Here is a 15092-nt window from a genome sequence, read left to right on the forward strand (position 1 = left end):
CTAATTTAAGAATAACATTTTTTTGGAAAATCAAATAGCAAGAATTGTAGAAAAAATAATAAATTGAGCAAATACTGAAAGGATTCTTTTTCATTATTGCTATATATTTGAAGTAGATTTTATTGAATGGAGGAGAAAATAATGAGTTATACGAATGAAAAAGTAACCGATTTGAAAATCGCTTATATCGGCGGAGGTTCCAAAGGATGGGCTTGGGGATTGATGAGTGACCTTGCGATGGAAGATACGCTTTCGGGTAAGGTAAAACTGTATGATGTCAATTATCAGGCTGCCTATCAAAATGAACTAATTGGGAACCATCTACATGATCGGACGGATGTAGCTGGAAAATGGGAATATGAAGCTGTTAAAACATTAGAGGATGCCTTAACGGGAGCTGACTTTGTCATTATCTCCATTCTCCCTGGGTCATTTGATGAGATGGAATCCGATGTTCATTTACCAGAAAAGTATGGTGTGTATCAATCTGTAGGGGATACGGTTGGGCCTGGTGGTTTGGTTAGAGCTTTACGAACAATTCCGATTTTTGTGGATTTAGCCCAACAGATTCGGGAGCATGCACCAAATGCTTGGGTGATTAATTATACTAATCCAATGAGCCTTTGTACACGGGCTTTGTATGCGACGTTCCCAGAAATTAAAGCAATTGGCTGCTGTCATGAAGTGTTTGGAACACAAAAGTTGCTAGCGTCTATGGTAGAAGAGTTATTGGGAGTAGGGGACGTGAAGCGTCAAGAGATTAAGGTCAATGTGTTAGGTATTAATCATTTTACGTGGATTGATCAGGCTTCTTATAAAGGGATTGATTTGTTTCCGTTGTATGAACAGTTTGTAGACAAATATTATGAAAGTGGTTTTGAAGGATCGGAGAAAGGCCATTGGATGAATAATCATTTTGCCTCAGCGGAGAGGGTGAAATTTGATTTATTTAAACGTTTTGGCTTGATTGCAGCGGCAGGGGATCGCCATTTAGCTGAATTTATGCCGAATACGTGGTATTTAACAAATCCTGAAACCGTAAGAGAGTGGAAATTCGGGTTAACGCCTGTTGCCTGGCGTAAGAAAAATAAACAAGCATTAGTAGAAAAAAGTAATCGGTTAGCTACTGGCGCTGAGCCGTTTGAACTAAAACCAACAGGAGAAGAAGGTATTGATATCATTAAAGCTCTTCTAGGCTTGGGTGAATTTATTACTAATGTGAATGTACCGAATCAAGGCCAAGTAAGGGGGATTCCAAATGGGGCAGTGGTAGAGACGAATGCTGTTCTTAGTTATAGCAGTGTCCGTCCAGTACTCGCTGGTGAATTGCCAAAACCTGTTCAAAATCTGGTGGTGCGCCATGTAATGAATCAAGAAACCACCCTGCAAGCTGCGCTTCAAAAGAATAAGGACTTAGCATTCCAGGCCTTTGTACAGGATCCTTTGCTAAGTACACTTAAACCTGATGAAGCTATCAAACTATTCGATGAAATGTTGGCTAACACTGCCCGCTTTTTGGATGGATGGAACCTTAAAGTTCATACAAGCTGACAATTGTGAAGTTAGACCGATTCTAGTATAAAACTCAACTTGACACATAAGGCCTAATTATTTATTAATATGCTAGAAAAGACTAAAAGCTAAGAGACTAGTTTCAAGCAGAGCAGGCGCATGAATGATTCATGCGCCCTATGTTGTTGAAAAACGTAGCGACAGAAGTAGTATCACTAAAGTTTATTTTGTATGGACAAACCGATGATTGTGCAAAATTTTTCAAACTTTTATTGTATTTGCACCAGAACTAAACAAGTTATATGTTTGTTTAGATTTGTTCACAACAATATGTACTAGAAGCATTAAGCCTAGCATATAAACTAATATAACTGTGTAACTTTTATATTAAAAAGAATTAAAAGAAAAACTATTACATATAGCCACAGACTCAGGCGGGAGAAGGAATCTCCTGCCTTTTCAGTACATAAAATTTGAAAGTTTGCGAGAAAATCACGGGTTAGACAAGGAAAAATACTCAAAAAAGCTGAAACATTAAAAATAATTGCACATAAAAGTATAAGGATTATGATACATAAAATCTAATAAATAAAAATAACTAAATTTTCTATTAATAATCAGAAATTTTATAAAATATGAGATAATTATCCACATTTTATAAAAATCTATAAATATTTAATAAACACTATCCAGATAAATCACATATTACACAGACATCATTAAGATTATTTGTGTTTTTGGGTATAAACTTCATTCATATCAAGCCTTCTATGTTTTTATATCCACATTTTGCTTTCTTTATCGGCCATATAAACAGAAGTATTTCTAAATCCACATATCTCTTTAAGCTTTTTTGTTTTATAAGTGGGGTATATAAGTATCTTGTGCATTGTTGAACAAAGAATTTTATTCACAGTCAAGAGAACCCATTATAAAGTTTGTATAATTATTTGCTGTGTATAGCGGAAAATCAAGACCTAAATCCATCTCCAAATTGGATCTGTTGCTTTCATAAAAATATATAAGCATGACAAAAAGCCCTCATAACAGCTTATTTTTTTCAGCTGGAGGGCTTATCACCATGAAGAGATCTGGCTAGAATTTTTGCTCCACAAATAAAGGGAGCTGTTTACACCAGAACTTCCCATTCTCTCTGGACACGGGGTTTGCGTAATGTTTGTTCCAATTCTGCTAGGAATGCTGTGAGATCAAAATCCCTTGGCGGATAGAGAACACGCATTGGAGCTTGTGGGAGATGCTCGATTTTCTTGAGCATTTCTTCCCGTAAATGACCTGGCACAGTATTTCCTTTGTAGTTGAGCTTCTTTCTTAACTCAGCCTCCAATTGGAAATATGAATGCAACTCAGCCCCATGCTTACATGCATAATCACGGAATAAAGCTTCTTCTGGATAGCGGATGTCTTTCTCATAGTACATTTCTTCCTGAAGCGGAACCATATATTTTTGTTGTAGCACTTCTTGTGCGGCAGTAAATAACTTTTTAATACTGCGTACAGAGTGCATGGAATAACGATTACCGAACTGGAACAAAGCTTCTTCTGCCATAGAGGCCTTCACGTTATGGGTGATGAGTGAATAAATGCCTGTCTTGGCAGCTACATCTAAAACTCTGTGATGAAATGCTTTACGAACAAGTTTATGTAAAACAACTTCTAAGTTATCAGGCTGGCCATTACCTGCAATTAGCATACGAAGGCGTCTTAACACTTCTCGCGTTTGCATATGGCATGTATGTTTTAGTACATTGATGAACTGGTTCATATGTATAGCTAAGTCACCCAGATGCAGCTCTTGCAATGATTTTTCGATAAAGGCAGCTTTACGCTTATAAATCGCTTTTGGTCGTAACCAATTACGATAAGTCTCTGCATTGGAAGATTCGTTTGCAGACCGTAGTTGTTTGTTAACGGATACAATTAATTTGTTGAATTTTCTACTGTACTCTTTCACTAGCATACACTTCTCAAAAAGTGGGATGTTGAGAGAAGGGAGTGGTGTAGTCAACTCTTTTAAGACGCCTTGAATTTGATGCAGATGCTTCTTATGCAGGAATTGAAATAAGCCGCCCATATAAGCCTTTTGTCCTTGCAGCGTTTCCTCTGACAGCATACGTGCTAATTCTGGACGAGTTCCTTGTTGGATACAAATGTCTAAAAATAATTTCTTCGCGGCAACGGAAAGCTTAAAGAAATCGTATGTAAAGACAACAGGGTGAATAGAAGCATAGTAATTAGGCTTCTTTGTTTCTTGATTCATAAAGTGACAAATTTCAATCGTATAGCGCCCGTACATGTTTTTCGTAGTAGAAATCACTTGATGTAAGCGTAATTTTTCCATTGCCACATAGAACTGCATATGGGAGATAGAAGCATCCCATTCTTTATAGGTAAGGTATTCTTCATAGAGCTGATGAATCGTAACATCACGGATAATACCGTTTGTGTTGCATAATTTATGTAACATAATAAAGACGTCAATAACAGCATTGGTTACACCATGCAATAGATAACTTTTAGGCTGAGCTGTCCCAAATTTGGAAGGAAGGGAAAAAGCATCCACACGAAACATACTTTTATGAATCTGTCTTTCTTCGTACGGTAAATGTTTGATGTAAGCTGGTGAAGACAAACGCTTCGCCTTGTAGTAGTCTTCTTCCATACTCTCGAGTAAATGAACCCAAGATTCTCTAGAAACTAGTACAGCATTTGTTTCAAGGCCTTTTAAACTACGTTTATTTTTTACTAATAATTGAGAGTGTGGCACTTTTTTCCCCTCCTTTCCATAATTCGTATAATTTTGCCTATGTTACAGTATAGCAGATAGCAAAATCGGAAAATGGCGTCCTTAAAGAGAAAGTGCAACAATGCAACATGGGAAAAGCCCATGTGTACCAAGGGCTGAAAAATTTTTTAAAAATTTTTTAGGGAAATGTAAGTGCCAGAATGTTGCACTTTTTAGCGAAGAAAGAAAAGGAGCTATAATTACATCAATCCAGATATATCAAGGGTTTAAAGGTGTTGCAAGTTGGAAGTTGGTCAAAGTAGGTGCCAGGATGTTGCACTTTTTTATTAAAAATCGAAATTTCACGTCAAAATAGGTGCCAGCATGTTTCGTTGCAGATAGCGGAGGAAAAGAACTCATTAAAAATGAGATAAAGCTAGATGTATCAAGGGTTTAAGGGGATTACAGGTTTAGAAGTTGGTCAAAGTAGGTGCCAAGATGTTGCACTTTTTAGCGAAAAGAAAGCAAGTCAAAAAAACAAATAAGTCCAGATGTACCAAGGGTTTGATTGGATTGCAAAGTTAAAGATTGGTCAAAATAGGTGCCAGGATGTTGCACTTTTTGGTAGAGGTTTGTGCCAGAGGATGAACATGTTTTTAGCTATAGAAGTGTTATAATTCAGTAGTAAAAAGAAATCATTGTTTGTGAAGAAGCGAATTGGTCAAAATGAATGCCAGGATGTTGCAACTTAGAGTATAAAATTGCAACTAATAAGTAGGGGTCTTGAATGAAAATGGGATGTTACGATATGTATATAATCCAATAGAGATGAAATGAAGAACGTTGGTCAAAGTAAGTGTCAGGTTGTTACACTTTCCGAAAACGAAAAGCCGCATATTAATAAATCAATCTAGTAAAAGTAAATCATGTATTCGTTACTAGCTATACAGTTGGTGAAGATAAGTGCCAGGTTGTTACACTTTCCGAAAATGAACAGCCACGTACTAATAAATCAATCTAGTAAAAGTAAATCATGTATTTGTTACTAGCTATGCAGTTGGTGAAGATAAGTGCCAGAGTGTTGCACTTTCTATAAAAAGTGCAACAAAGGATAACACATGCCAGAGGATATGTTGTATGCTAAACAGAGGCAAGTTGTTCTGAGAGGGGGAAGCGTAAGATGGATCATACCTTTAAAACGGCACTATTAATCGCACGGCAGCTCTTTGGGAAAGAAGAGTCGGTGTTGTCAAAATGGCAATCATTTTATAACGATATTGAAAAAGATATGATTAACTTATACGATTCACCTTTTATGTCTTTTTCTTTTTTGGCACTTATTAAATGGTTAAGAAAGAAGGAAAAAGAGGGTATCGAACTCTATGACATTCTTTTTAATATAGAATCATATGTGCAAGAGATTTATTCGTATTTAGGACCGCTTATTCAACAGGAATTTGAGGATAGTCTAGACATAGTGAGGGGAGATGAGGGTCAGGACTTATATCAGGAAGCTTCAAGTTATTTAGAAATGAATAACACGGATGTGTTGTATTACTTACGTGATGGAATATCAAAAAATAAATTTACCTTTAGCAAAGATACGGGAAGGAAAATGTATCAGCTACCCGATAAAAAGAAGCATGTTGTTCAACTGTCTAATCATAAGGATGAAGATTTAAAGCTAAAGAGTATCGAGGATTCCATGCTTTGGGAAAGAACCATTACTAACGTTTTAAGCGCGATGGACGACTTAACAGCAGATTGCTTAGATGTAATTACAATGGCCTGGACTGAGCAAACAAACTCTTCGACGGAAATGATTCAGTTTTCTTATGAACAAGTACTGGAAGTTTGCGGTTATCATAGAAGGAAAGATGGTGCAAAAAGCTTTCGGATTAAGGACCGTTTAGAGGTCATGAAAAGATTAGCGGCTCTAGCAAGCATATTTATTTACGTTAATGAAGATAATGAAATCGTTGTACTCAGCAATGAGGAACAAAAGAATGATTTTTATAAGTATAAAAGGCAGCATATTAAACGATTGTTCGTATTAGAGGACATTGTGTTAGCAAAGGATATTAATACGGACGAGGTAATAGGAATAGAGAGCTGCACAATACGTCCTTCTGAGTTCTTATCTAACTATCTCATAGGAGAAAAAAGCACTACGGCCCTGATGCCTATTAAAGCTTTGCAATACTCTAAGGATCGTCATAAGTATCATAAGAGACTTACCCGGTATTTAAGCTGGCAATGGCGTATTCGTCAACTGAGCCGTACAACGATGTACCGTCCCTTCTCGATAGGTGGGGAGAAAGGGCTATTGTCAGTTATGGGAATAGACAGTAAGAACCATAAACCAGCTAGGTTAAAAGAAGTATTTGAAAATGTACTAGACAACCTACAGGCTGACCATGTCATCGCTTCTTGGAGTTATCATCAGGCACTAAATGAACAAGCAATGAATCAAAGGGATTGGTTCAAGAGCTATTGGGTAAATCAACAAATTGTTATTGTGCCGCCGCAGGAGATGTTACACCTGCAGAAATCGTTGCAATGGAGACAAGAGTCTAATGAACAACAATTAGAGATATTTGCAGAATCATCGCTGGACCAGTTTGTGAGCTCAGTGAATCAAAAGCAAGAATCGCCTGTCATCGAGATTCAAAATGGTGCAAATGATGGTCAGGAAGAATTTGAAAATATTCGTGACACTATTAATCAGTACAAAGAACAATTAAAAATTCCTCTGCGTACACTTGCGGAGGAGGTGGGTATTTCGTATTCTACGCTTTCTCGTTTTCTAAGTAATAAAACAAAGCGTATCAATGGTGATAACGTTGAAAAGATAAAGAAATGGATCAAGCATCGTGAATTGGTTGATATCCTGTAAGGAGATCTAATATTTTTCCTTGGTACAGAAATTTTAATGTATGTTCGGTTGTTATCTACTGGAACTATATGGTATTATTTAAGTATACGCTTTCTTTTTTATTTTTTGACGTATTTTTAGTCTCTAGGGTTAGCGATTTAATAAAAAAGACGTATATTTCTTGTTCGTTCGTAAAAAATTTCACCATAAGTGCAACTTTATAAGAAACCAAAAAATCTGGTTCATAAAGGAGTGGCAAATCAATATGGGAAAATTACATTGGAATGGAAGAGAACTAACGGAAACGGAGTTAAAATTTATTGCGGAGTTCTTACGGGCAACTGTTAAAGGAACGACGGACGAGTTTTATCTTCAAACAGAAAATGTTGGACTGGCTAAGTCATTCGGAATAGTCAAAGAATAAGGAGCAGATTTGCTTCTTTTCTTAAGGGCTTATCATTACGCATAACATACGTTATGTGTAATCGAGAGGGGGGATCCCCTCTCTTTTTTTATTTGCCGTAGCAACCGAATAACAACTTTGTGCGGCGCCTTGTTCTCTATACGGCCATCCTTGGTGTACCAGGTCACCGGTCACCTGCAGCTTGACGAATAGTGTGTCTGCTGACATTGGCCATTTTTACAAGTTCATTTTCAGAATAAATCTTTTCTTCAGGCTTCACTTCATCGCTCGTGATCCATTCTTTTCTTGTTTCCTTCATCATATTGTACTTCGTTTGTTGCTCCATACGACCACCACTTTCAACTTGTATGTAAATTGAATTATTTATGCGTACAACTAAAAGATTATTCTATAGTAATGATGTAAATAGGATGTATCCGGAGATTGTAATAGGAATATTTGAATGAGTACCCTTATATTTTTTCTTTATTTTACCAAGACATAAGGTCTTTATAAGAACCTGTTCGCGGGATTATGGACAAATCAGCCAGGAAAGCGTGCAAAAAATAATGAGATTCTTAAAATTTATATTGAAAAAAACAAGAAAGATGGTAGAATCTAATTAATGTTATACGTACAAGTTAGACTGTATCTCATGGGTACATATAAAGTTATAAGTATGAATAATGAGGGTTATTCCTGTCAAAATCCTGTATTTGTACGTATAAAATAATCTGAATCATTAATGTTTTAAGAAGTTGTGCATATCATTCGTATGATTTGTAGTTATATCCGCATTTAAATTTGATAACGATGTAATGAAAGCGCTACAGCGCATTTGTTGTAACAAAGGGAGGAAACGGTATGCTAGAGAAGCTGAAGCAGGAAGTACTGGAAGCAAATTTGCTGCTTCCAAAGCATCAATTGGTTACCTTTACGTGGGGGAATGTCAGTGGCATTGATCGTGAGCAGGGTCTTGTGGTCATTAAGCCGAGCGGAATCCCTTATGAAGAGCTTAAGGCAGAAGACCTTGTAGTTGTGGATCTAGAGGGGAGAATCGTTGAGGGGGATTTGCGGCCTTCCTCCGATACGCCAACTCATCTAGCTCTGTATAAGGCATTTTCTCAAATTGGAGGAGTAGTTCACACGCATTCGCCATGGGCAACAAGCTGGGCGCAAGCCGGGCGCCCGATTCCTCCGTTAGGAACAACACATGCTGACTACTATTACGGAGAAATTCCTTGCACACGTTCGTTAACAAAAGAAGAAATTGAAAGGGCATACGAACTTGAAACAGGGAATGTGATCATTGAAACCTTTCAAAATCGAGCAATCAATCCGACCGCCATGCCGGGTGTACTTGTTACAGGCCACGCACCTTTCTGCTGGGGGAAAAATGCTCATCAGGCTGTTCATAATGCGGTTGTACTTGAAGAAGTTGCAAAAATGGCACTGCAAACATATCAGCTAAATCTGCAAGTGCAAGAAATCGATCAGTTTTTATTAGATAAACACCATTTGCGCAAACATGGTGTTCATGCTTATTATGGGCAAAAATAGTGTCTGTTGAAGTGATCGAGCAAGAAAGTCCGAGGAGCTTGAGAGAGTTACTTATCCGTATGAGTTTAATAGATTAGGAAAATCTTTGCTAGAATAATAAAGTCTATTATACATATAGGAGGATTATACAATGTTAACAATAAAACCTTATGAATTTTGGTTTGTGACTGGCAGCCAATTGCTTTATGGGGAAGAAACATTAAGAGAAGTTGAGGCTAATTCAAAACAAGTCGTTCAAGGGTTAGATCAGGATACTTCAATCCCGTTCAAGTTAGTATTTAAGTCTGTAGTAAAAGAGGCTGACTCTATTCGCCGCCTTGTTCTAGAAGCTAACGCAGATGAAAATTGTGCCGGAATCGTCACTTGGATGCACACGTTCTCACCGTCCAAAATGTGGATTGCGGGTCTTGGAGCACTTCAAAAGCCGATGCTTCATTTACACACTCAGTTTAACCGTGATATTCCTTGGGATTCGATCGATATGGATTTTATGAACACAAATCAAGCTGCACATGGTGACCGCGAACATGGTTTCATCGGTACAAGAATGAATATTAAACGTAAAGTAGTTGTGGGACATTGGGAGAATCCAGAAGTTAGAGAGCGTATTGGTAGCTGGATGAGAACTGCGGTCGCTGTTGCAGAAAGCAAGCATTTAAAGGTTGCAAGATTTGGCGATAACATGCGTCAAGTAGCTGTGACAGAAGGCGATAAAATTGAAGCACAAATCAAATTTGGCTGGACCGTTAACGGATATGGTGTAGGCGACCTAGTTCAAAGAATGAATGACATTTCTGAACAAGAAGTCGACCAACTCTTCGAAGAGTATAAAGAACTGTATGAGATCGTCCCTGATGGTCTTGGGGAAGGAACTGTTCAAGAATCGATTCGTGAGCAGGCAAGGATTGAATTAGGATTAAAGGCGTTCCTGAAAGAAGGCAACTATACCGCGTTTACAACAACATTTGAAGATTTGCATGGAATTCGTCAGCTTCCAGGTCTTGCAGTTCAGCGCCTGATGGCGGAGGGCTATGGTTTTGCCGGAGAAGGGGATTGGAAAACAGCAGCATTGACACGCCTAATGAAGATCATCGCTGGCGGGGTAGGAACCTCTTTCATGGAGGATTATACGTACCATTTTGAGCCAGGCAACGAACTTGTCCTTGGTGCCCACATGCTTGAAGTGTGTCCGACTATTGCGGCAACTAAGCCAAGAATTGAGGTTCATCCACTTGGAATTGGCGGTAAGGAGGATCCGGCGCGGCTTGTGTTTGATGGGGCAAGCGGATCCGCTCTAAATGCTTCCATCATTGATCTTGGAAACCGTTTCCGACTATTAATTAATGAAGTAGATGCCGTGCAGCCTGAAAAAGCAATGCCGAAATTACCAGTTGCCAGAGTATTATGGAAACCGCAACCATCTTTAAGTGAGTCAGCAGAAAATTGGATCTATGCCGGCGGAGCGCACCATACAGTCTTCTCCTATGTTGTAACAACAGAACAGTTAAGAGATTTTGCTGAATTAATGGAAATAGAATCTGTTTTGATCAATAAGGATACGAACGTACATGTATTTAAAAATGAATTGCGCTGGAACGAAGTGATTTTCCGTTAATGTTGCAGTGATCTAACTGTTTTCAACTATATACCGTTCATCGATATGTTAGATACACTGAATGCAGAACAGGCCTGTTGAAAATAGTAGGTGTGAAGTTGTATATCTATCAGAAAATGCAGAATGGGTATTATGATCGGACCTATTTTCCAAGGGATTGAATTGCTTGTTTCCCTTTTTAAATATTTAGCTGATCATGCAAAAAAGCTCTCCAATTCAATTGAAGAGCTCAGACTGTAAACAAACTCGAGAAAATCTGGTTTGTTTACAGTCTTTTTTATTTAAAACAATAGTAATAAGCCGTTTGATGTTAGAAATTAATTTATTGGATGCATAGCATACTCTTGATAAGGTAAGTCAGTTAAATCGACAGATAGACGATATAACCTCTGAAATGGATTATTTGAAACAAGCGCTTGAAGCCATTAAGTAAGGGAAAGTGTCGGAATTTGAATTGAATAAGGAGTGATATTTTGAACATAAAACCCTGTGAAAAATGCGAAAATGAGTTTTTCTACAAAGTTACTGATATGCAAGAGGTATCCTCCTGTCCATGGTGAATGTTAAAAAGACACCACTTACGAAAAGAGGAACCAATATGAAACTAGGTACAAGTAGTAGTAAAGGATACCATACTGTGCTATGTGTTAGCCCTGTACCTGCAGAAGTATTAAAATGTTCTAAATGTGATGAATCTCTCAGTATAAGAAGCATAAATTATCAAACAGTGGAGAGGTATTGAAAATGGCAAATTTTATAAAGTTATACACATTTAAACATAATGCGAGATTTGTATATTTTTATTTATCAAAAACTGAAAATCTAAATGATAAACTATGGATTAGATTTCGTTATGAAGACAAAGAAATAAAATTATTAAATATGCATGTACAGGAATATGATATTGGACCTCATGAAAAAGGAGCTAAAGTGAAAGTAGATTTAGGGGAACCAACAAGTAACACAATAACGTTATATATAGAATTTCTTTCTCCTTCTATAAAGTTAAAAAGGCTAGGGTTAGAAAATTAAGTGAATGGACCTTCCTTACCCTTGGGCTTCGCCCTTCACAGGCTTGAAGAAGGGGAATGCTTTTGTACTTTAAGAAAGTATAAATTTCTAGCAGGAAGACAATTCGACGTAGTGAGAAATGTTAGGAATAAAATATAAGTAGGGCTACGCCTCTGTCTTCGCCCAAGGGCAGGGCTCACCAATCGGCGAGTTTTCTTGAACCATTGATAGTCCCCGCTAACGAGCAGTCTCAATCAGGGCTGTTTTTTGTTGTTTATGTAGAAACAGTGAGATTTTTCCTTCCGAAAACAAAAAATCCTGTCCATAAGTAGGGAGACTTGTCAACGGATTGGGAGGCCCAAAGCCGATTGCCTAAAATCCTGCATATTGTATAATGTCTGAAAATGAGAGAAGCCCAGTCTTGGTGCGGATGACCTAGGGGGATCCCGCTTTTGGTAATGTGCGATGATGTCAATCTGATAGCAATGCAGTATACAAGTAAAAAAATAGGGGATATAAAGCATATTGATAAAAAAATAAGCACCAACATTCCACTAATTTTATACATTAAGATTGTAACCTTCAGTATATAAAGGGGCTTTAACTTTTGTTTGTAGAACAAAGAATACTAAGAAAGTAGGGGAAACAATGCCTGCAACTATTCGAGGAGTTGTAATAAACAGAAATAGTGGTTCTTTTAACTTAGGAGATATTTATGAAGTAACGCCGATACTAAATGGAAAGACCTATCATGGATCTGGATCATCAAATGTTGGATATTCGATAAACACATTTAATGGTGTTAGTAAAACGAATGTAGCAGATACTGATAAATCTGATCAAAACAAAATATTTACTCTCTAAGTATTTTTTAACTATATGTGACGTCTGTCCACAGTAACCGTTTTGACTTGTTTACTGATGGCACAATTGTTAAATACTTAAATCCCAATATCTCATTTTCCTTACTGAGATATTGGGATTTTTTAATACTGAAAGATTTTTAACTTTGTAAAATTCAAGTTAATTTGAAAGGTATTTATCAGGCTCCTTTCTCAAATAAATAGAACGATAAAAATGTAATGAGTTTTTTGTACTTTAAGAAAGTATAAATTTCTAGCAGGAAGCCAATTTGACATAGTGAGAAATTTTAGGAATAAAGTATAAGTACAACTACGCCTTTTCCTTCGCCCGGGGGGGGGGCAGGGCTTGCCAATGGGCGAGTTTTCTTTAAAAAATACTTGACTCTTACATGAGACAAAAGTAAAATATTGGTTAAATCAATAATAAGCAGGCAATGATTGGAAATAGTAAAAGGACTCATAAGCTTATCAGAGAGTCGATGGTTGGTGAGAATCGGCAGTTATGTTCCTTTGAACTCGTCCAAGAGCTACTCCCTGAACGAAATAGTAGGGGATGTCGGTGTTCTACCGTTATAAAGATAGGTGGTGATGGCCACCGAAAAGAGTGGGTTCATTATGTGTAATGGATCAATTAGAGTGGTACCGCGAGCAAAGCCTCGTCTCTATATTTATAGAGACGGGGCTTTTTTATATTTAATCATGAAAAAGGAGTGACACTGGCATGTCGAGAAAAATCTTGGTATTTGATACGACTTTACGTGATGGAGAACAAGTTCCTGGAGCGAAGCTTAATTTGTACGAGAAATTGGAGATTGCGTATCAATTAAAAAAACTGGGAGTGGACATTATTGAAGCGGGTTTTCCCGCATCTTCAGAGGGCGACTTTCACGCTGTGCAGGAAATTGCCAAGTGTGTCGGAAATACAGATACTGTCATGATTACAGCGCTTGCCCGGGCAGTTGAAGCAGATATTGATGCTGTTTACAACAGTATCAAATATGCCCAGAAGCCCCTTATTCATATAGTACTAGGAACCTCCAATATTCACGTAGAGAAGAAGTTTGGGAAGTCCAAGAACCAAATTTTAAATCTAGGAGTAGAGGCAGTGAAGTATGCGAAAACGTTACTGCCTGATGTTCAATATTCAACAGAGGATGCATCCCGCTCAGATTTCGAATATTTGTGGGCAACCATTGAAGCAGTTGTAAGAGCAGGAGCTACCATGATCAACGTCCCTGACACAGTGGGATATGCTGATCCTGAAGAGTTCGGCCACTTGATTTACAAATTGAACGATCGTTTGAAAAATTTGAATGATACAGTCATTTTAAGTGTTCATTGTCATAATGACCTCGGTATGGCAACGGCCAATACCTTGGCAGCTATCAAAAATGGGGCTGATAAGGTCGAATGTACAATTAATGGAATTGGGGAACGTGCAGGAAATGCAGCGTTGGAAGAAGTTATCATGGCTCTTCATACGCGCTCCTCCTTCTATAACGCCCATACAAATATTCACACCAGGGAAATTATGAATACATCAAAGTTAGTCAGTAGTTTGATGGGCCTTGATGTACAGGTAAATAAAGCCATTACAGGGGATAACGCATTTGCTCACTCCTCAGGCATACATCAGGACGGTTTGCTGAAATCAAGGGAGGCTTATGAAATTATCAGTCCCACAGAAGTTGGTTTAGACGATATGGAGCTTGTGTTAACAGCTCGTTCCGGACGTCATGCGGTCAAGAATGCAATTGAGAAACTAGGATTTACGCAGCTTACGGATAGACAATTTGAGGATCTGTTTGTTGATTTTCTTACGTTGGCAGATACAAAGAAGGAGGTATACAATCATGATTTATATGCCATAGTGGAGAATTACTATACGCGGCATGCGATTAATCCTCAGGGCATTGGCTCTTATAGCGGACGTTTCTATGAATTAGTTGACCTTCAAGTCGTGAGCAACACAAGCTTTCCTTCCGCAAGTGTGGAAATAAAAAAGGGAAATCAGACATTTAAAAGCAGTGCAGTAGGATCCGGTCCAATCGACGCGTTATATTCCTGCATTGCTGAAATTATCGAACTGGATGTCAAGTTGTTGGAGTATAAAATCAGCAGTGTTTCAAGAGGGAAGGAAGCATTGGGGAAAGTGAAATTACAAGTAGAGTTTCAGGGGGAAAAATATATTGCCAAGGCAACAGACACAGATGTGATTAAAGCGAGTGCGCTTGCCTATCTCAATGCTGTAAATAGCATTATAGTCAATTATGCACCTTCAGTATAGCGAAATAGGAAGGGAAGGAAATGAAGATGCCGTGAAAAACTAGGCACTCTCTTTCCTTTGCCTTCTATATCGGGTTAAATAACAAAATTTTTGAAAGATAGGCGGGTGACGTATACCAGTTTTTGAAGTTCGGCCCATCTCTACGCTGCCATAAAAGCTGGTCTTGTCCGCTTTTCTTGCACTGTAGGAAAGTATAAATTTCTAGCAGGAAGCCAATTCAACG

The 15092-nt window shown here is 37.9% G+C and carries 10 protein-coding genes and 1 other annotated feature; of the genes, 8 read left to right on the top strand and 2 right to left on the bottom strand.

Features of this window, described 5'->3' with window-relative positions; translation table 11 throughout:
• Positions 1-141: 141 nt before the first annotated feature.
• Positions 142-1551: a family 4 glycosyl hydrolase gene (locus AAHB12_RS22675; protein WP_342047240.1), complete on the top strand. Its 1410-nt coding sequence runs from the start codon at positions 142-144 to the stop codon at positions 1549-1551.
• Positions 1552-2641: 1090 nt separating this feature from the next.
• Here the strand turns inward: AAHB12_RS22675 and AAHB12_RS22680 are convergent.
• Positions 2642-4297 carry a hypothetical protein gene (locus AAHB12_RS22680; RefSeq protein WP_342047241.1) on the bottom strand — a complete coding sequence of 552 codons (1656 nt, stop codon included), beginning with the start codon at positions 4295-4297 and terminating at the stop codon, positions 2642-2644.
• A gap of 1138 nt (positions 4298-5435) precedes the next feature.
• Here AAHB12_RS22680 and AAHB12_RS22685 point away from each other — a divergent pair.
• Positions 5436-7151 carry a helix-turn-helix domain-containing protein gene (locus tag AAHB12_RS22685; RefSeq protein ID WP_342047242.1) on the top strand — a complete coding sequence of 572 codons (1716 nt, stop codon included), beginning with the start codon at positions 5436-5438 and terminating at the stop codon, positions 7149-7151.
• Positions 7152-7395: 244 nt separating this feature from the next.
• The gene (locus AAHB12_RS22690) at positions 7396-7554 is read left to right on the top strand and encodes a hypothetical protein (protein WP_165350817.1); all 159 of its coding nucleotides are present in this window, start codon (positions 7396-7398) and stop codon (positions 7552-7554) included.
• 163 nt (positions 7555-7717) lie between these two features.
• Here the strand turns inward: AAHB12_RS22690 and AAHB12_RS22695 are convergent, their stop codons facing one another.
• Complete coding sequence (locus AAHB12_RS22695) at positions 7718-7879, bottom strand: GntR family transcriptional regulator (protein ID WP_446715600.1); 162 nt, start codon at positions 7877-7879, stop codon at positions 7718-7720.
• A 518-nt stretch (positions 7880-8397) separates the two neighbouring features.
• On the opposite strand from AAHB12_RS22695, the gene araD reads away from it, so the two are divergent.
• From araD to AAHB12_RS22720, 5 genes are all read left to right on the top strand, one after another.
• Positions 8398-9093: an L-ribulose-5-phosphate 4-epimerase gene (gene araD, locus AAHB12_RS22700; protein ID WP_342047244.1), complete on the top strand. Its 696-nt coding sequence runs from the start codon at positions 8398-8400 to the stop codon at positions 9091-9093.
• Positions 9094-9223: 130 nt separating this feature from the next.
• Entirely contained in the window at positions 9224-10708 is a 1485-nt protein-coding gene (gene araA / locus AAHB12_RS22705) for an L-arabinose isomerase (protein WP_342047246.1), read from the top strand.
• Between the two features lie 744 nt (positions 10709-11452).
• Positions 11453-11740 carry a hypothetical protein gene (locus AAHB12_RS22710; protein ID WP_342047247.1) on the top strand — a complete coding sequence of 96 codons (288 nt, stop codon included), beginning with the start codon at positions 11453-11455 and terminating at the stop codon, positions 11738-11740.
• 627 nt (positions 11741-12367) lie between these two features.
• On the top strand, positions 12368-12583 hold the full coding sequence (locus tag AAHB12_RS22715) for a spore germination protein (protein ID WP_342047249.1): 216 nt from the start codon (positions 12368-12370) through the stop codon (positions 12581-12583).
• Positions 12584-13007: 424 nt separating this feature from the next.
• Positions 13008-13249 (top strand) — a binding site (T-box leader).
• 54 nt (positions 13250-13303) lie between these two features.
• The gene (locus AAHB12_RS22720) at positions 13304-14869 is read left to right on the top strand and encodes a 2-isopropylmalate synthase (protein WP_342047250.1); all 1566 of its coding nucleotides are present in this window, start codon (positions 13304-13306) and stop codon (positions 14867-14869) included.
• Positions 14870-15092: the final 223 nt, after the last annotated feature.

The sequence above is a fragment of the Bacillus sp. OTU530 genome (assembly GCF_038440375.1).